Below are 17,439 nucleotides of genomic sequence, written 5' to 3'. Positions count from 1 at the left end.
TCATCTCCACACCAAGGGCATACAAGAATAGGATATCTATAATACAGATACTTGTGGGGGTTCTTTTAACAGAAAGTATTGAATCATTTGTTTTTGATTTTCATTGCTTCCCCAACCCAAGGATGGTACCAAGTCGTGGTTCTTAAGCATCTGATACAGTGATCTTCCATCAATAATGAGATCCGCGAATGTTGTGTTTTTATTTCCATCCTGATCTGGATCTAAATCATCGTATCGACTGGAAGGTTTGGTTTCTAGAACATTTATGGTGGTCATTTAGATTCTCCTTGTTGATTATCCTGCTGATAACTTATTATTAATAACGCTTATCCAATCGTAATGGTTATTTATTTCCAATGATTTATAGTTTTTTCTTCAAAAAGTACTGAACAATTCCTTCCGGATACTCATCTAGTATTCCAAAAACTTCATACCCCATCTTCTGATAGAATTCTGGAGCTTGATAAGAAAACGTACTGGTGTGTGCAAGTTTGCAGCCCATATCGGAGGCTATGCTTTCGGCTTGCAGAATGAGAGTCTTCCCGTTCCCGTGATTTCTATATTCCTCGTCGATCCAAAAGTTATCAATATATAACGTATCGCAGTATGTCGCACAGAAGATCCCACCGATGGCTTTGCCCGTCTTATTCCGCAAAAATAGATTAATGCTCTTTCCAGGTTTCTTTAACAGCCCTTTCGTTTCTCTCAAATTGTAGTTGTATAAATGGTTACAAACTGCTTTGTAGTCTTCATCATGGTCTTCATATACGATTTCCAGTTCAACATCTTGATGGGGTTGGTTCATCTCACCATAACCTCATTTCGTTCTATTCGACTTGCTTGCTCACTTATACGTATCTTTCATTTACAGATACTTCTTGAATGCTTTGCTTGACTCTCCATCGTATCCTAATTTCTTATAAAAATGATGTGCCTCGATTCTGGTGGCTCCACTGGTTAGAAACACTTTCACACAATTTTTCTGTATACATAAATCTTCGATATACTTCATCAGTTCTGAACCATATCCCTTGCTCTGCACATGCTCTGTAACAATGACACGTTCGACCACTCCAAACGGTCTATTCTCCACCAAGGCATCCAGACAAATATGTACGTGCGCTGTACCAATAACCTTTTGATTCATTTCATAGACGAGCAAGAAACTGTTGGGATTATTTTGGATCTCCTCAATACGTTCTCCCAACACTTTTGTATCCAAATTGTTCGGCAGTAGTTCTCTATACAACGATTCAATAGCCTCAGCATCTCTTGTTTCTGCCTGTCTGATCATGACGGTCACACTCCTTATCTCCTACTTGGAAAACTAAATCCATCATAACCCAAATGATGGTAAATGCGAATAAAATATTCCTCTCTGCTTAGACCTGCACTTTCTTTTAACAGCACAAAAAAACCACGGTTTCCCGTGGCTTCAAGCTACCTCTCGTCTCTTCCTATACTGTCCCACTTACCAATTGCCCCTTGTACCATACTGCCTGCCGGGCAGATCTTCTGGCAACAGCTTCCGCTGAACAACTCGCCTGTACCAGTACAAAGCTCGCCGTATCGCCTGCCTTAGGCCAAACCTGATTCCCCTCCGAATCCAGCGGTGTAACTCCACCGGTGATGAATCCAAGAGACTGGGATAAGGAGAGTTCATCATTGTATCCGTACAATTCTGCAAAACGCCCCGCTTTCTCCAGTTGATCCCCACTGCCAAAAGGTGACCAATGATCCGTCAGGCTGTCTGTTGCCAGCTTCACGTTTACCCCCATGCGATGCAGCATCGGGAGGGGCATGATCATTTTGCCGATGGGCACAGTTGAAGCAATGCTCATGCCGAGTGAGGCCATGCGCTGCGCCAGATCTTGAGCCTCCTGCGGATCTGCTTGAGCGAACCAGAATGCATGACTCACGGTGATCTTCCCCTGAAGTCCTGCCTCTTCCGTCAGGTCAGCGAGTTGCTGGAGCGTTTGCTTACCCGGCTCGTTGCGATCATGCAGATGGATATCGATTCCCGCCTGATGCTGAACAGCCAGATCTACCATGACATGCAGCGATTTCTCGATCTGCTCGTCCAGCGTATGAGGATCAAGTCCCCCTACAATCGTAGCACCTTCTTCCATCGCTTGAAGCATCAGCTCCACGGAGTTGGAACGAAGCAGCCCATGCTGTGGAAATGCCACAATTTCAGAGGAAATTTTACCCGAAAAGGATTCCAGTGCCTGCCTCGTGGCCTCAAGTCGTTTCAACCCGCTGACGGGTTCAATGTTGCAATGGCTGCGCACATGGGTTGATCCATAGCCCTGAATCAGGCTCAGAATACTCTCTGCTTGACGCTTCGCATCAGGCAGCAGCTTGGGCAGCAGCACCTTTTCTTCTTCAATGCGCTCAAAAATGCTGGATATGCGTCTCACGGCCTTCCATGGACCATCATAATACGTTTTATCCAGATGAATGTGTGCTTCTTCAAACGAAGGCAGCAGCAACAACCCTCTGGCATCATATTGAGGCAGGTTAGTCTGTAGCTCAGTTCCATCATCCTTGATTTCGGCAATGATTCCGTCCTCCACACGGAGATGAGCCTTTTTCGTCTGTGTTCCCGTTACCTGTCCCTCTTCAGCAACAAATCCTCGCTCCAACGCTACGTTGGTCAACCAATACGCCTGCTTCAACATGACATCCCTCTTTCCACTAGGTCTACCGTGCATGATATAATCATCTGTGCTTTATGGTACCATAAGGGTGAACCGGGCAAAAATATGTAAAACGTTGGTGTTCCATACGATGATCGTTTGGATGACAATAGAGGAAAGATGTGTCTTCGAACATGACGAAATGGCTCCATATCCTTGTAAGTGCAATGGCAATCACACTATTCATGATGCTGTACTATACGGTAACGGGTACGTCTCTTTCGGAAGTGAATTGGGGTTCGTACACGGTCATCCTGCTGCTCATTCTTGTTATTCCGCAGACGATGGGAACGATCAGGAGAGAACGCAAAAACAGGCACGAGTAAGTGCCTGCACAATGAACATAACCTATTCATCTCTTTAAAAGTTAAACCTCGCATGCCCACCATCGGTCACGCCTTCAATCCGTTCGATATCCAGCAATCTGCGCTTCAACTCCAGGCCTCCACGGAACCCGGTCAGCTTGCGGTTGGCACCGATGATGCGATGACATGGCAGCAGAAGCGGAATGGGATTGGCGCCATTAGCCGCTCCAACAGCACGCACAGCTGAAGGTCTTCCCACCGCAGTCGCAATGTCGCCGTAGGTGCGAGTTTCCCCGTAAGGAACGCGCCCCAGCTCTCTCCAGACTTGCTGTTGGAAGGTTGTTCCGATCAGATCGAGTGGAATCTCGTCCGTATACGCAATCTGGTCTCCGGCGAAGTAGGATTGCAGCCAATCCATCATGCCTGTCCGCTTCAATGCAGCCTCATTCTCTTCCAGCTCCACCCCTGGCGCGATTCGGGTCATCCAGCTGCTCCAGCCTTCCATTGTTTCATTCGGCATGACAATACGGCAGATGCCCAGTTCCGTTGCGATCAACACCCACGGGCGGCCGTCCAGCTCCATGGTAGCCCACATGATCCTTTTTCGCATACGTCTATCCTCCTCCCCCATAATATCTCATTTCGTTTCTATCTCAATACGAACAGCTCTCTTTGTTTTCCGTTTCATGCCGCGAATCATCTGCTTGGTCTCCGGATCGACACGATAGGATTCCGTTATTTTCTGAAGAGCTTTATTATACGTAAAATCATCCAGGGTATTGTCCTTGAGATAACGCATGGTCACTTCCGGCTGCTTCACATAGGCCATTGAAATTGCCCAGGCTACTGCCATTTTCACATAATAGGCTTCGTGTTTGATCTGATCCAATGAGGCCAGAACCCGATCGATATACGTCTCATCGAGATAAAAGTTCAATAACATCACCACACCAAAACGTATCTCATATTCCTGATCGGATTTCAGATAAGGCTGCAGGAAATTCCACACGGATTCCACATGAATTTTCGTATATTTCAACCCGGCGCAGAAGCTGTCACAGATCGACCAGTTATCAATCTTGGGGACAAATGCGGCGATATGCTTCAGCCACTCATCCAGCTCAGTCTGGACATGGCCAATAACCATCGCTTGCAGCATCACTTCCTCAAAATATTCATCGTCTGCCGTTTCCAGATATGCACGCCAATCCCCCGCAGCGATCTGTTTCGCCATCTTCCGTATGGCAGGCAATCGAACACCCATCAGATTTGTAATATTGGGAATCAATGCAGCCGAGAATTTCTGGTACTCCGGTTCGGCCAGACTGAGCAGTTGTGTCCTGATATCTATTTCCACTAGCGCAAGTCCTCCTCATCAGTTTTCTGTACAACCAGTATATCTCCCCAGCGCCCATTTGTAAGCCCGGTTCGAATGGTTGAGCAAGATTTCAATATATGCATGTACTTCCTTCGCCCATCCAATTCATTGTTTACCTCGCTAACATTGCGTTTAAAAATACGGAGCCCTGCCTCTAGAAAGGAGTCTTGACATGAACAAAAACGGACCTCAAACCCCTAAAGACGTCTCCATCGAAGAAATAACCGAACTGCTGGTTCAATATGTGCAAGCCCAAGATCTGCCTGAGTTTTATAGAACGGTAAAAGATTTACATCCCTACGATCTTACTCTCGTATATAAAAAGTTTCCTGAACAGGAAACGAAGCGTTTTCTGCTCCTGTTTAAGCCCGATGTTCTCGCGAATATGGCTGAGTCACTCAAGCTTCACGAGCAGATTAGGCTGTTCGAACAGCTCGGCCCGGAACGTACGCTTGAGGTCATGCAGCAAATGAACAAGAGTGACCTCATTCGGTTTATGCATGATTTGCCTGCCAAACGCAGGGAGCAGCTGCTATCCAACATGCATCTCGACCATTCTGCAATTATCCGTTCGGTACTGAATTACCCGCCTGAGACGGCTGGCCGGATCATGACCGACCGTTACCGCACCCTCCTGGCCCATGAGACAGCAAAGGAGGCTATCCGGGAATCACAGGGTACTCCGCCTATTCCGTTAACCCGCTATCTGTATGTTACCGATGAAGAAGGCAAACTCGTTGGTGTCGTAAGTCACCAATCCCTGCTGCAGGCCAACGACAGTACCAGGGTTGAAGAACTGATGACCAGGCGTGTGATTTACGCAACAGTAGACATGGATCAGGAAGAAGCCGCACAGCTTTTGCAGCGCTATGAATTTATCGCATTACCCGTCGTGGATGAGAATTACAGACTATGTGGTGTGATCCAGATGGATGATGTCATCGATATCATCATGCATGAAGCAAGCGAAGACCTTGCGAAAATGGGTGGTGGTGGCAAGGATATCGATTTTGATACCAAACCGCTCGTTGCGGTCAGACGCAGGCTTCCCTGGCTCATTTTATTATTGCTGATTGGACTGATTTCAGGAAGTATTGTGGATTTTTTTGAAGATACACTTAACCAGGTTGTCGCACTCGCATTCTTTATGCCCATGATCGCCGGCATGACCGGTAACACGGGAACACAGTCGCTGGCTGTCGTGGTACGGGGTCTTATTGGACGCAAACTTGATAAATCAACCGTGCTGGCGTTAATTGGCCGGGAGATCAAGGTAGGTACAATGATTGGACTCGTATGTGGAGTGATGATTACGGTTATCGCTTATTTCTGGCAGGGAGACTGGCTGCTCGGCGCGATTATCGGTGTGTCCCTCTTCTTCACCCTGGTCATTGGCACGCTGACAGGTACCTGTATCCCGCTGTTGCTGAGTCGCTTCAAGGTTGATCCCGCCGTCGCTTCCGGACCCTTGATCACGACCCTGAACGATATCTTGTCCCTCTTCATCTACTTCGGCATCGCAACCCGCTTCCTGGATGCTTTGATGTGAATTTCTCACGCCGTACACACAGAAAAACAGACCAGCTATAAAGGATAGCGGTCTGTTTCTGCATTTCCTGTACAAGATTGTGTTCTTCTACAGCATTATGCCGATCTTTTGTTTTTATTGTAGATATCGAAGGCTACGGCAAGCAAAAGCACCAAACCTTTGATTCCCTGCTGCCAGTCAATACCCAGACCAATGAGGGACATCCCGTTATTCAGTACCCCCATGACCAGACCACCGATGATTGCACCAAACACGGTTCCAATCCCCCCGGAAGCTGAAGCACCACCGATAAAGCAGGCCGCAATGGCATCCAGTTCAAAGTTGGTACCCGCTCTTGGAGTAGCTGCATTCAGACGAGCGGCGAAGATCAGACCGGAAACGGCGGCAAGCACGCCCATGTTTACAAATACCCAAAACGTCACTTTTTTGGTTTTAACACCGGACAGTCCTGCGGCCTTTTCATTCCCTCCGAGCGCATATACGTGACGTCCCATAACTGTACGATTCATGACGAAGGAGTAAACGATGATTAATACAAACAGCAGAATCAAAATATTTGGAATTCCGGCGTAACTTGCCAACACGAAGGTAAACAGGTTCGTAACGGCAGCCACTACAATCAGCTTGAGCAGGAAAAGTCCCTGAGGCGCTACCTGGAATCCGTATTTTCGCTGGGAGCGACGTTCCCGAAGTTCATTCACGATGTACCAGACCGTAAGTCCAACACCTACAAGGATTGAGACCAGACCGAAACCCGAGAATTGGATATCAGGCAGGAAGCCGGAGCTAATCTTTTGGAATCCTCCCGGAAAAGGAGAGATGGATTGCCCCTCCAGCACGATCATCGTTAATCCGCGGAACAGCAGCATGCCCGCCAGTGTTACGATAAAAGCAGGAATCCGCACATATGCGATCCAGAAGCCCTGCCAGGCTCCGATTAACGCCCCGACCAGCAAAGAGGCAATGACAGCCAGCCAGGCCGGAAGCTCCCAATCGACCATCATGATCGCCGCCACCGCACCGACAAAGGCTGCAACGGATCCCACCGACAGATCGATATGTCCGGTAATAATGACAAGTACCATCCCGATGGCCAGTACAAGGATATAGCTGTTCTGCAGGATCAGATTCGTAATATTAATTGGTTTTAGAAGCAACCCGCCAGTCAGCACCTCGAACAAAATCATAATCACGACCAGCGCGATGATCATGCCGTATTGACGTATATTGTTTTTGAACAGTTTAGTTAGCATTTCCATGCTTCTCGCCTCCAGACTTCGTCATATATCTCATCAACGTTTCCTGTGTTGCATCCTCGCGGCTGACTTCTCCCGTGATTCGTCCGGCATTCATGACATAAATCCGGTCACACAGTCCCAGAACCTCTGGAAGCTCGGATGAAATGACCAGCACGCCCTTGCCCTCAGCAGCAAGCCGATGAATAATTGTATAAATTTCGAATTTGGCGCCTACATCAATTCCACGGGTCGGTTCATCCAGAATGAGAATATCCGGTCCGGCAAAAATCCATTTGCTCAGTACCACTTTTTGCTGATTCCCTCCGCTCAGGTTGCCGGTTTTCTGCAAAATGCTCGGTGCCTTGATATTCATGCTTTTTTTCATCTCTTCGGCAACCAGCACTTCTTCACGTTCGTTCACAACTGCACCTTTGGCCAGCTTGCCTAGACCCGTCAGTGAGATATTGCGTTTGATATCATCCATAAGAATAAGGCCGTATTCCTTCCGATCCTCCGTTACATAAGCGAAACCATTTTGAATTGCCTCCGTTACGCTGTTGTTCTGAATCGGTTTGCCATCCTTGATCAACTGGCCTGATATGCTGCGTCCATAGGATTTGCCGAATATGCTCATGGCCAGTTCCGTTCGTCCCGCACCCATCAGTCCGGCAATGCCCACAATCTCTCCGCGCCGGATGTTCATGTTGATCTGATCCAGCACCTTGCGATCGGCATGATGTTCGTGATAGACGGTCCAGTCCTTCACTTCCAATACGACTTCTCCGATATTCGCATGGCGTTCCGGATAGCGGCTTGTCAGATCACGGCCTACCATCCCGCTGATAATCCGATCTTCGGTGACATGATCCTTTCTCATGTCCAGTGTCTCAATCGTCTTGCCATCCCGCAAAATCGTAACGGAGTCCGACACCTTGGATACCTCATTCAGCTTGTGGGAAATCAGAATACACGCAATGCCCTGTTTCTTGAATTCCAGCATTAATTGAAGCAGGTTTTCACTGTCATCCTCATTAAGCGCCGCCGTTGGCTCGTCCAGAATGAGCAGACGGACCTTCTTGGAGAGCGCTTTCGCAATTTCAACCAGCTGCTGCTTGCCCACACCGATGTTGGATACAAGCGTATTCGGATTTTCGCTTAATCCCACCTTGGAGAGCAATTCACGTGTACCAACCAACGTCTCTCTCCAATTAATGATACCTTTGCTCGCACGTTCATTGCCCAAATAGATATTCTCCGCGATGGAAAGGTAGGGGATCAGTGCCAGCTCCTGGTGGATAATGACGATTCCCAGATCCTCGCTCTGCTTGATGCTTTTGAACTCACATGTTTTGCCTTGAAATAAAATATCCCCTTCGTACGATCCGTGTGGATATACACCGCTAAGCACTTTCATCAGCGTGGATTTTCCTGCACCGTTTTCACCGCACAGCGAATGAATTTCCCCTTCTCGCACTTTGAGATTGACATTTTCCAGCGCTTTGACGCCAGGAAAGGTTTTGGTGATACCTTTCATCTCCAATATGATGTCGGACATGGGATGTGCTCCTTTCCATTGTTATTTCAGTCCAATTTCTTCTTTGGTGTAATACTTGGTGCCCACAATATCCTTCTCCACATTTGTCCGGTCCACTGAAATTGGATCCAGCAAGTAGGCTGGTATGATCTTAATTCCGTTGTTATATGACTTTTTGTCATTCACTTCCGCTTGTTTCCCTTGTAAAATGCTATTGGCCATCTCTACCGTCTGCTCCGCCAGCTTGCGGGTATCCTTAAATACCGTCTGCGTCTGCTCCCCGGCGACAATGGATTTGATCGAGGCCAGCTCCGCGTCCTGACCGGTAATGACGGGCAGAGGTTTGTTCTCTGATCCGTAACCGACGCCTTTTAGTGATGAGATGATACCAATGCTGATTCCGTCATACGGGGACAACACCGCGTCCAGGTTCTCTCCTGAATAATAGGCACTGAGCAGGTTATCCATCCGCGACTGGGCCAACGCGCCATCCCAGCGCAAGGTCGCAATCTGTGCCATCGTTGTTTGTTTGCTTCGTACCACAAGCTTGCCTGAATCGATGTACGGCTGCAGTACAGACATCGCACCATCGAAGAAGAAATAGGCGTTATTGTCATCAGGTGAGCCGCCAAACAGCTCGATGTTGTAAGGCCCTTTTCCTTCTTTGAGGCCAAGCTTCTGCTCAATATAGGAAGCCTGGAGAACACCCACCTTAAAGTTATCGAACGTTGCGTAGTACGTTAAGTAGGGTGTATTGCGAATCAGGCGATCGTACGAAATGACCTGGATGCCCTCATCATGGGCCTTCTTGATCACATCCGTCAGCGTATTGCCGTCCACGGACGCAATCACCATCACATCGACTCCCTTGGTGATCATGTTTTCAATCTGTGAAATCTGATTTTCGACCACGTCCTCAGCGTATTGCAGATCCGTTTTATACCCTTGTTCCTGAAATAAACGGACCATGTTCTCTCCGTCGCCAACCCAGCGCTCGGAGGATTTGGTTGGCATGGAGATGCCAACATATCCTTTTTCCTTGCTGCCTGCCCCACTCTCAGCCAAATTGCAAGCCGATAGCATCAAGGCCATCACCAGAAGCCAAATAAATACTGCTCCTTTTTTCATATCAAGTTCCCCTTTCCTCAAATCATGCGGATCTGATTGAATCATAAGATAACGCTTACAACGTATGGTGTGAATCAAACTGCTGTTGTTTCTGCATGACCCCATCGTAGCATTGTGACATTAGAGTGGTCTTTGCTGCTTTTGAACTTTTTTTATAAAATTTTAACTTTTGTACAGCTGGCAGAAGCTCTCTATCTTTGGATACCGTTATTGAACTGGACAAAAAAAAGAGCTGCTCCACTTCACAGAAGTAGAACAACTCCGTTGTCTTGATCAACGTCTGTTAACACTATACCCGGTCCGCTGAGACATTACGCCCTGTGCCCCCGTCCTTTCGATACTGCGCAGGCGAAATTCCCATCGTTTTTTTGAACGCCGTGCTGAAATAATGCTGGGTATCGTAACCAACCCGTTCTGCAATGCTATGGATGGGCAGTGCGGTGGAATCCAGCAGCTGTACCGCTTTGCGGATACGGGTATGCGTGACCAGAGTTACGAAAGAATCGTTCAGCTCTTTCTTGAGCACCCGGCTGAGATATACGGCAGAAACTTGCAAACGGGAAGCTAGCGATTCCAGGGTCAGGTCCCGATCCGCGTACCCCTCTTGAATAAGCTGCCGGGCTCTTCGCACCAGCGGTGACAGCCGGGCTTCGCCATAAACGAGTTCACGGCACAGCCGGTACGTATTCGGTGCTCCCTCCAACTCACCGGCATATTGCTCCACATGAGCATGAACGGCGATATTCAGACAGGAACTGATTTGCTGTTCAATGGTACAATCCAGCTCTTCCGGGGCCGTCTGCCACAGGCACATGCCAATTAACCCATTCGGGTCCCGGAACAGAACATGCGGCAGGTCTCCAAGCAATTCACTGATAATATTCTCCACAGCAAAAAGAAACAACTGGCGATCGTTCTCCCTCATAACGGTCTGTCGCGCTTCAGCTGCAGGCCAGCGGACGATCCCTATCTGCACAGGCGGCTCGGGTGGCAGACGCAGGAACGCCAGCTGCTCTGTCAGATCTTTCCCTTCAGCCAGCCCTTCCAGCCACTCCAGGCAAAAACGCTGACGCAGCAGCGGAATATTGCGTTCGATCTGATCGGCAGCCTGCTTGACGTAAGCAGTCCGCTTACGCTCTTCGTCCATCCGCTGATGCAGACGCTCGAGTGCAGCATGCAGTCGACCCGCATCTACCGGCTTTAATATATAGTCCTCCACGCCAAGCCGCACCGCCTCCTGGGCATAAGCAAATTCATCGTGTCCGGAAATGATCAGACAGCGGCAGCCCGGGCACTCGTCCTGAAGGCGGCGGATCAGATCGATCCCGTTCAGGAATGGCATGTTCATGTCTACCAGGATGATATCGACACCCAGCCGGACAGCCAATTCCAACGCCTCTTCACCGTCCTCTGCTTCACCGACAACCTTCATGCCCAGCCCATCCCAGTCAATGGCATCCCGTATGCCTTCGCGAATAATCGGTTCATCATCTGCAATCAGCACTTGGTAGCGCTCGGCCGTTTGCAATGTCTGGGCTGCCGCCACCGATGCTGCCGCATCCTCCGGATTAGTCCAGGCTCCTGATATAGCCGCTCTCTTCATTGACTCTCCCGCCTTCCTTCATTATCGAATGGTAACGTTTGTGGAAGTTCCTTCATCAAAGGCTGAATGATGGTCACACAAGTACCTTCGCCTTCTTTACTATCCAGCCTAATCCCGTATTCTTCACCAAAAGAAAGCTGCAGGCGGGCCTGAACATTCAGCATGCCGTAGCTTTTGCCCCCCTGACCGGCTTCCTGTGTTTCCATGCTTTCCAAAGGTGCATGAAGAAGACCAATCATCTCTCGCAGCCGCTCACTGGACATCCCAGCCCCATTATCCTGTACCGTCAGAGACAGCTTCCCATCTGCTATTTTCGCTTCGATCCGAATGGTTCCGGGCCCCCGTCTTGCTTTGATCCCGTGGTAAATGGCATTTTCCACGATGGGCTGCAGCAGCAGCTTAAGCACAAACAGCTCCCTCAGTTCCTCGGGAATGATCAATTCACATTGAAGCCGGTCCCGATAGCGGGTCTGTTGAATTTGCAGATAACTGGATATATGTTCAATCTCCGAATGCAAAGGGATATAATCATTCCCCTTACTGAGCCCGATACGAAACAGTCTCGAAAGGGCACCAACCATCTCGGATACATCATCCACGCCTTTCTTGCGCGCCATCCAATGAATCGTATCAAGAGTGTTATATAGAAAATGAGGTTTGATATGCTCCTGCAGACTTCGCATTTCAGCCTCCCGTTTCTGACGCTCCCGCAGTTCGTTAAGGGACATGAGCTGCCGGATCTGTGCCAGCATTCGGTTGAAACTTCTGCCCAGCATGCCGATTTCATCAGCCCGGTCGCTCCAGCGGCCGGATCTGAGGTTTCCCGTCTCTGCTCTGCGCATATAGGACATCAGCCGGAAAATGGGCTGAGCGATGGAACTGGAAAATCGCAGGGAGGCGCTCAGGCCGAAGAGACATACCACGAAGACGAAGCTGACAACGTAAAACTGAATCTGACGGACCTCTGCGATCGTTTCTCGTGCAGGGAATACCCCTACGGTTCTCCATCCCGTAAACGCGGAAGACTGGTACATGAACAACAATTCCTTCCCCTGCACTTCTCCGTTAAAAGTTCCGCTATCCCCGGATTGGAACCACGCCGAGGGAATCTGCTCAACGAGCGGGTTGTCCGGCATATAGACACTTCGCCCTTCTGCATCGGTCACCATGACATATCCGGATTTCCCCAGTGTTACATCCCTGGCGGCCTGAGAGACGGTACGCAGCTTGAGATCAATCATAATGACACCGAGTACGCGTCCCGATGTTTCATCCGTGATGGAACGTGCCACGGACACAATTTCACTATCCTTATAACGTACATGCGTCGTAATGTTCCGCTGGCTGGGCTGTCCTAGAACGGTAAAAATGCCAGCCTTCCCGGCAGCACTTTTATACCATTCCTCCTGGATTAGGCTTTGATTTGTTCTCGGATACATCTCATTGCTGATGTAGTTTCCGTTTCCGTTAACGAGAACAATACCTGCAATTTCCGGATACAATGTCGTGAATCCCTGCAAATATTGCTTGATCCCATAGAGTTGATCCTGAGCTCTGACCTGGTTCAGATCGTTATCCGGTTCAACTATGCCCGTATGACCATCGCTATCCGTTTTCCCTTCCATAAAAGCACGGATATCCGGATCGAACCCGATCAGATAGGTCATGTTTTGCAAATTCTCCATCTTGCTGTCGAGTGCTTCATTGACTTTGCCGATCAACTGCATCGTATGTCCCTCAACCTGTCTTTCAACAATCCGTTCCACCGTCCAGTTGACCAGCAGCCCGAGTCCCACCGAAGGAACAATGGCAAAAAACAAAAAGAGCAGCATCAGCTGATATCGCAGTGGCATATTGCGCAAGCGCAAACGCTGCAGTCCACCCTTCATGCCGAAACGGATTCTTTTCAAGCTCAGGGACATCCTTGACCGATTATTTTTATTTGGCATAGTAATCATCTACATTCGAGCGTGTCACGACAGATATTCCGGTGTCCACCTTAACCGGCAGCGGTGCATTCTCATCGGAAGAGGACGGAGCAGGTACAGTCAATTGGTGATGCAAATGGAACAAATACTGAAGGGACCAATACCCCATATTCCACGTTCCCTGTGCAATCGTTGCAGAGATCGTACCGCTCTTGATCATATCGAGCGTATCCTTATTTGTATCAAAGGATATAATCTGGAACGGCTCACCTGCTTTTGCATTCTGCACGGCTTCACCGACACCAGCTGCTCCCGTCGCTTCGGTGACAAAAATACCGCCGAGCTTCGGATAAGCCTTCATCAACCTCATCGCTTCGTCTCTTGATCTCATGACATCTCCGTGTCCATCTGCGACTTCAACAACTTTCATGGAAGGGTACTGCTGTTTAATCGTATCGCGGAATCCCTGAGTTCGTTCCTCATGATTCTGCTGGCCCGGCATGGTCAGAACGGCGACTTCTCCCTCCCGGCCCATGAGCTCGGCCATTTTGTCCGCAGCAGTCACCCCTGCCTGATAATTGTCCGTACCGAGAAAAGAATATGCCCTACTGCCCGGCGCATCGGCATCAAACAAGACCACCGGGATATCCGCATCCAGTGCTTTGTTAATAACGGGAATAAGCGATTGCGGGTCGATGGCGGAAATGGCGATACCGGCCGGCTTCCGTGCAATCGCCTGCTCAATGATCGTCGTCTGTTCCTTCGGATCATACCGGGTAGCTCCCCGGTACTCGACGGTGACCCCAAGCGTATCCCCGGCATCCTCGAAGCCTTTGAGTACGCTTTTCCAATATTCCAGCCCGGACTGGAATGTGATCATGATGTATGTTTCACCGATATCTCCGCGGAGTCCCCTGTCTTCCCATGAGCCATTTGCCTCGCTGGAGTATTCGTACCTGAGCACATACAGAGCAAAAGCCGAGATTAGCAAAATATAGACCAGCAACGTTTTTTTCATATCGGTTTCACTTCCTTGAGAAATCTGTCCACTTTCTTTTCGAATAAATTGTAAACGCAATCACGAAAAAAAGAAACCGCTTTCCGACTCATTACGGTTTCCTTTCCTTTTGTACAAAGATCATCCGCTGCAATAATGTACTATCAGTCCATTCATCCCCGCAGTATGATCATGGAACTACAACTCGGGGAGGCACTATGAATCTTACATCCTTTTTAATCTATTGCATTGTGGTTACCTTCACACCAGGACCCAGCAATATTGTCATTTTATCTTCCGTGCAGCACGTGGGTGCGCGCCAAACCATGCGTTATGTATGGGGAGCCACAGTGGCGTTTGGTATCCTGCTTGCCGCATCCGCCTTTCTCAACCATCTCCTGGCCGGTGTTTTGCCTGGCATCCTGCATGTGATGCAGATCGTAGGCAGCCTGTATATGCTGTATCTGGCCTACCAGATCTACAAGATGGGTTCTTCCGAGGAAGCACCCAAACAGGCCACCGGATTTCGGAGCGGATTACTCATGCAATTTGTGAATCCAAAGGTGATTCTGTTCACGTTCACTGTTATTCCCAGCTATGTACTGCCCTATTATGACTCCTCGCTGTCGTCGCTTCTGTTCGTCTTGCTTATTACAGTGATTGGATTTCTGGCCTTTTCCAGCTGGGTCGTTTTCGGCTCGGTCTTCAGGAAATTCCTGCAAGATCATCAAAAAGCTTTTAGTATCGCGATGGCGCTCTTTTTGGTATACTCAGCCATTATGGTATCGGGAATCATTTAGATCGGAGGGGTGTAAGAAGTGGAGCTGTTCAACTATAAAAAATCGTCAGATATTCTGGCCCTCTCGGCCAGTTTTACCGATTTTACGTATAAGAAGCATTGCCACGAGGAATACGCGGTTGGCGTGACACTGCGCGGTATCCAGCAATATCACCTGGACGGTCACTATCAGGCTTCCCACCAAAACGGTGTCATGCTATTTAATCGGGAGCAGTCCCATGATGGCAGCTCTTACGACAAGGCCGGAATCGACTACGTCATGTTGTATCTGAAGCCCGACGTGGTAGAAGAGATTCTCGGGAGAAAAGAATTGCGTTTCTCCACCCCCATCGTTTACGATCCCGGGCTGGCACGAAGCATTCTTATGCTGAACAATGCCGTTCAGAATGGACAAGATGAAGCCAAATGCAGTGAACTGCTCTTCGGCCTGGTACATCTGCTGTCCCGATCGGAGATCGACACCAACACTTCCGGACCGCGTGACGGCCTTGTGAGAAAAGCAAAAGAAATGATGTTCTGCAGATTTGATGATGTGCTGAAGCTGGATGACCTCTGCTCTGAATTTAACATGTCCAAGTTCCAGTTTATTCGTGAATTCAAGTCACAGGCAGGTATATCCCCCTACCAGTTTTTCCTGAATTGCAAGGTTGAACGTGCCCGGCAAGCTATAGAAAAGCATAAGGACGTTTACTCCGCTGTAGCGGATTGCGGATTCGTGGATCTGACGCATCTAAACAGACACTTTAAGCGTGTCTTTGGCGTTACTGCGTATGAATATATGCTTCAACTTAACTGAGCCGCAAGGCCTGCATGAACTGAAATTCCCCACACGAGATTTGCACAGTGTGGGGAATTTTATGATCTCGAATTACTCCATTCGGGCCTGGGATCACCGCCTGAATCCGGATCTTTTCTTTCTTTTCCAGACCCACGCTAACACTATTCCCGCTAAGAGAAGACCTCCGGCATATCGAAAGAGATTCACACTCAAACCTCCGCCACTCTTTTGAAAGTCATCCTCGGTTACGGACTTGCCGGGACCCAGAAGCTTCAACGTCTCTCCGGCTTCAGAGAGAGTCAAATTACCACTACATAGATCGGTGTGCAGCCTGCCGTCTTTTTCTTTCTGATATGCGAATATTAAATAGGACTGATTGTGTTCAAACTGAACTCCGCATGAACTGGAGCCGCTATCATCTACCATGATCCTCATTTTCTTGGCATGAACGCCCTTCCAGGCCTTGTCTACCTCGAAGGTGTATTCTCTGAATCCATTTTGGCTGAATATTGGAGTAACTCCTCTTTTGACTACTTTCCCCGTAAATGCCGTTGTGGCACCTTCCAGCCTTTTCGGAATCTCAATGTAAGCACAGCTGCATGCATATGCCTTCTCTCCAGGGAATACCGTTAGCCCAATGGCAACCATAAACAGGATGATCATAACGAATGAGATGCCCTTCATCTTCCACCTCCGTTCTCCATCTTTGCCCCAACTTTGTATTATCTAACATTTTTAACCACTTAAATATTTATTGTAAGATTATAGCATAATACGAATATCGTATGACTGATTTACATATGAAATTCAGACATCTTGGAGGATCGCGACATTTGATACAGCAAGAAAAAAAGAACTTCTCCATCCCACTGCTTATAGCAGCATTAAGCCTCACCATATTTGCACTGATAGCCCTGTCCATCAGCGATAACCAGATCCACCAGTTTGATGATAACCTGATCGGATGGATTCAGGGGATGGAAGCACCCGGCATGACCAAGTGGATGCAGGTGTTCACCTGGATTGGGAGCGGACTGCCTGTCATCATCATTACGATCATTTCCATGATTGTATTGTATCTTTTTTTGGGACACAGACGGGAACTTCTGTTTTTGGCAGCGGTCATCGCAGGTTCAACATTGCTGAACACCCTGTTGAAACTGGCGTTTCAACGTGCAAGACCAACCATTCACCGCATTATAGAAGCGAGTGGATACAGCTTCCCGAGCGGACACTCCATGGCGGCGTTCAGCCTGTATGGCGGCCTGGCTTTTCTGATCTGGAAGCATATCCCTACAGCGACAGGCCGTGTGTTGATGATAATCGTAAGTGCAGCCTTTATTTTGACCATCGGCATGAGCCGGATTTATTTGGGTGTGCATTATCCCAGTGATATTGCCGGAGGTTACTTTCTGAGCGGCAGCTGGCTGGGCATATGTATTTGGTTTTATCAGCGTTATTTGGAGCGAATGTCCCTGCTTCATTCCAAACCTCTGACATAGG

General features: G+C 48.6%; 18 protein-coding genes. 5 read left to right on the top strand and 13 right to left on the bottom strand.

The window, feature by feature from the left end:
• Positions 1 to 36: 36 nt before the first annotated feature.
• From HP552_RS35810 to HP552_RS20560, 4 genes are all read right to left on the bottom strand, one after another.
• Positions 37 to 276: a hypothetical protein gene (locus tag HP552_RS35810; RefSeq protein WP_376768969.1), complete on the bottom strand. Its 240-nt coding sequence runs from the start codon at positions 274 to 276 to the stop codon at positions 37 to 39.
• A gap of 85 nt (positions 277 to 361) precedes the next feature.
• The gene (locus tag HP552_RS20570) at positions 362 to 805 is read right to left on the bottom strand and encodes a GNAT family N-acetyltransferase (protein ID WP_175397265.1); all 444 of its coding nucleotides are present in this window, start codon (positions 803 to 805) and stop codon (positions 362 to 364) included.
• Between the two features lie 60 nt (positions 806 to 865).
• Positions 866 to 1,294, bottom strand: a complete 429-nt coding sequence (locus HP552_RS20565; protein ID WP_175397264.1) for a GNAT family N-acetyltransferase — start codon at positions 1,292 to 1,294, stop codon at positions 866 to 868.
• Positions 1,295 to 1,457: 163 nt separating this feature from the next.
• Positions 1,458 to 2,681: an amidohydrolase gene (locus tag HP552_RS20560; RefSeq protein ID WP_175397263.1), complete on the bottom strand. Its 1,224-nt coding sequence runs from the start codon at positions 2,679 to 2,681 to the stop codon at positions 1,458 to 1,460.
• A 152-nt stretch (positions 2,682 to 2,833) separates the two neighbouring features.
• Between HP552_RS20560 and HP552_RS20555 the strand changes: the two genes are divergently transcribed.
• Positions 2,834 to 3,025, top strand: a complete 192-nt coding sequence (locus HP552_RS20555) for a hypothetical protein (protein WP_175397262.1) — start codon at positions 2,834 to 2,836, stop codon at positions 3,023 to 3,025.
• 34 nt (positions 3,026 to 3,059) lie between these two features.
• Here HP552_RS20555 and HP552_RS20550 read toward each other — a convergent pair whose 3' ends face one another.
• Both HP552_RS20550 and HP552_RS20545 read right to left on the bottom strand, forming a co-directional pair.
• Positions 3,060 to 3,614: a methylated-DNA--[protein]-cysteine S-methyltransferase gene (locus HP552_RS20550; protein WP_175397261.1), complete on the bottom strand. Its 555-nt coding sequence runs from the start codon at positions 3,612 to 3,614 to the stop codon at positions 3,060 to 3,062.
• Between the two features lie 27 nt (positions 3,615 to 3,641).
• Positions 3,642 to 4,361 carry a DNA alkylation repair protein gene (locus HP552_RS20545; RefSeq protein ID WP_175397260.1) on the bottom strand — a complete coding sequence of 240 codons (720 nt, stop codon included), beginning with the start codon at positions 4,359 to 4,361 and terminating at the stop codon, positions 3,642 to 3,644.
• Between the two features lie 193 nt (positions 4,362 to 4,554).
• Between HP552_RS20545 and mgtE the strand changes: the two genes are divergently transcribed.
• Positions 4,555 to 5,931 (top strand): magnesium transporter, encoded by a 1,377-nt coding sequence (gene mgtE / locus HP552_RS20540; protein ID WP_175397259.1) that lies wholly within the window; start codon positions 4,555 to 4,557, stop codon positions 5,929 to 5,931.
• Between the two features lie 95 nt (positions 5,932 to 6,026).
• On the opposite strand, the gene mmsB is transcribed toward mgtE, so the two are convergent.
• The 6 genes from mmsB to HP552_RS20510 all read right to left on the bottom strand — a co-directional run bounded on the left by mmsB (position 6,027) and on the right by HP552_RS20510 (position 14,380).
• A complete protein-coding gene (gene mmsB, locus HP552_RS20535) occupies positions 6,027 to 7,190 on the bottom strand; it encodes a multiple monosaccharide ABC transporter permease (protein WP_175397258.1) in 1,164 nt (387 codons plus the stop codon).
• Positions 7,174 to 8,724 (bottom strand): multiple monosaccharide ABC transporter ATP-binding protein, encoded by a 1,551-nt coding sequence (gene mmsA, locus HP552_RS20530; protein WP_175397257.1) that lies wholly within the window; start codon positions 8,722 to 8,724, stop codon positions 7,174 to 7,176. The genes mmsB and mmsA overlap by 17 nt, the downstream gene beginning before the upstream one ends.
• Positions 8,725 to 8,745: 21 nt before the next feature.
• On the bottom strand, positions 8,746 to 9,831 hold the full coding sequence (gene chvE, locus HP552_RS20525; protein WP_175397256.1) for a multiple monosaccharide ABC transporter substrate-binding protein: 1,086 nt from the start codon (positions 9,829 to 9,831) through the stop codon (positions 8,746 to 8,748).
• Between the two features lie 289 nt (positions 9,832 to 10,120).
• Entirely contained in the window at positions 10,121 to 11,434 is a 1,314-nt protein-coding gene (locus tag HP552_RS20520; RefSeq protein ID WP_175397255.1) for a response regulator, read from the bottom strand.
• A complete protein-coding gene (locus HP552_RS20515) occupies positions 11,431 to 13,356 on the bottom strand; it encodes a cache domain-containing sensor histidine kinase (protein ID WP_376768973.1) in 1,926 nt (641 codons plus the stop codon). The genes HP552_RS20520 and HP552_RS20515 overlap by 4 nt, the downstream gene beginning before the upstream one ends.
• 16 nt (positions 13,357 to 13,372) lie before the next feature.
• Positions 13,373 to 14,380, bottom strand: a complete 1,008-nt coding sequence (locus HP552_RS20510) for a substrate-binding domain-containing protein (RefSeq protein WP_175397254.1) — start codon at positions 14,378 to 14,380, stop codon at positions 13,373 to 13,375.
• 197 nt (positions 14,381 to 14,577) lie between these two features.
• On the opposite strand from HP552_RS20510, the gene HP552_RS20505 reads away from it, so the two are divergent.
• Both HP552_RS20505 and HP552_RS20500 read left to right on the top strand, forming a co-directional pair.
• Positions 14,578 to 15,159 carry a LysE family translocator gene (locus HP552_RS20505; protein WP_175397253.1) on the top strand — a complete coding sequence of 194 codons (582 nt, stop codon included), beginning with the start codon at positions 14,578 to 14,580 and terminating at the stop codon, positions 15,157 to 15,159.
• 18 nt (positions 15,160 to 15,177) lie between these two features.
• Positions 15,178 to 15,954 (top strand): AraC family transcriptional regulator, encoded by a 777-nt coding sequence (locus tag HP552_RS20500; RefSeq protein ID WP_175397252.1) that lies wholly within the window; start codon positions 15,178 to 15,180, stop codon positions 15,952 to 15,954.
• Between the two features lie 93 nt (positions 15,955 to 16,047).
• Here HP552_RS20500 and HP552_RS20495 read toward each other — a convergent pair whose 3' ends face one another.
• Positions 16,048 to 16,620, bottom strand: a complete 573-nt coding sequence (locus tag HP552_RS20495; protein WP_175397251.1) for a hypothetical protein — start codon at positions 16,618 to 16,620, stop codon at positions 16,048 to 16,050.
• A 149-nt stretch (positions 16,621 to 16,769) separates the two neighbouring features.
• On the opposite strand from HP552_RS20495, the gene HP552_RS20490 reads away from it, so the two are divergent.
• Entirely contained in the window at positions 16,770 to 17,438 is a 669-nt protein-coding gene (locus HP552_RS20490) for a phosphatase PAP2 family protein (RefSeq protein WP_246310985.1), read from the top strand.
• Position 17,439: the final 1 nt, after the last annotated feature.

It is taken from the genome of Paenibacillus xylanilyticus (genome assembly GCF_013359935.1).
GTDB classification, from domain to species: Bacteria; Bacillota; Bacilli; order Paenibacillales; family Paenibacillaceae; genus Paenibacillus; species Paenibacillus xylanilyticus.
Note: the sequence above shows the minus strand (reverse complement) of the source record. Positions and strands in the feature narration are given on the sequence as shown.

Excerpts from the sequence above, each read along its gene's own strand:
- HP552_RS20520 (WP_175397255.1), bottom strand. The coding sequence starts at position 11,434 with ATGAAGAGAGCGGCTATATCAGGAGCCTGGACTAATCCGGAGGATGCG.
- HP552_RS20560 (WP_175397263.1), bottom strand. The coding sequence starts at position 2,681 with ATGTTGAAGCAGGCGTATTGGTTGACCAACGTAGCGTTGGAGCGAGGA.
- mmsB (WP_175397258.1), bottom strand. The coding sequence starts at position 7,190 with ATGGAAATGCTAACTAAACTGTTCAAAAACAATATACGTCAATACGGC.
- HP552_RS20570 (WP_175397265.1), bottom strand. The coding sequence starts at position 805 with ATGAACCAACCCCATCAAGATGTTGAACTGGAAATCGTATATGAAGAC.
- chvE (WP_175397256.1), bottom strand. The coding sequence starts at position 9,831 with ATGAAAAAAGGAGCAGTATTTATTTGGCTTCTGGTGATGGCCTTGATG.
- mgtE (WP_175397259.1), top strand. The coding sequence starts at position 4,555 with ATGAACAAAAACGGACCTCAAACCCCTAAAGACGTCTCCATCGAAGAA.
- HP552_RS20550 (WP_175397261.1), bottom strand. The coding sequence starts at position 3,614 with ATGCGAAAAAGGATCATGTGGGCTACCATGGAGCTGGACGGCCGCCCG.
- HP552_RS20505 (WP_175397253.1), top strand. The coding sequence starts at position 14,578 with ATGAATCTTACATCCTTTTTAATCTATTGCATTGTGGTTACCTTCACA.
- mmsA (WP_175397257.1), bottom strand. The coding sequence starts at position 8,724 with ATGTCCGACATCATATTGGAGATGAAAGGTATCACCAAAACCTTTCCT.
- HP552_RS20510 (WP_175397254.1), bottom strand. The coding sequence starts at position 14,380 with ATGAAAAAAACGTTGCTGGTCTATATTTTGCTAATCTCGGCTTTTGCT.
- HP552_RS20515 (WP_376768973.1), bottom strand. The coding sequence starts at position 13,356 with ATGTCCCTGAGCTTGAAAAGAATCCGTTTCGGCATGAAGGGTGGACTG.
- HP552_RS20495 (WP_175397251.1), bottom strand. The coding sequence starts at position 16,620 with ATGAAGGGCATCTCATTCGTTATGATCATCCTGTTTATGGTTGCCATT.
- HP552_RS35810 (WP_376768969.1), bottom strand. The coding sequence starts at position 276 with ATGACCACCATAAATGTTCTAGAAACCAAACCTTCCAGTCGATACGAT.
- HP552_RS20565 (WP_175397264.1), bottom strand. The coding sequence starts at position 1,294 with ATGATCAGACAGGCAGAAACAAGAGATGCTGAGGCTATTGAATCGTTG.
- HP552_RS20555 (WP_175397262.1), top strand. The coding sequence starts at position 2,834 with ATGACGAAATGGCTCCATATCCTTGTAAGTGCAATGGCAATCACACTA.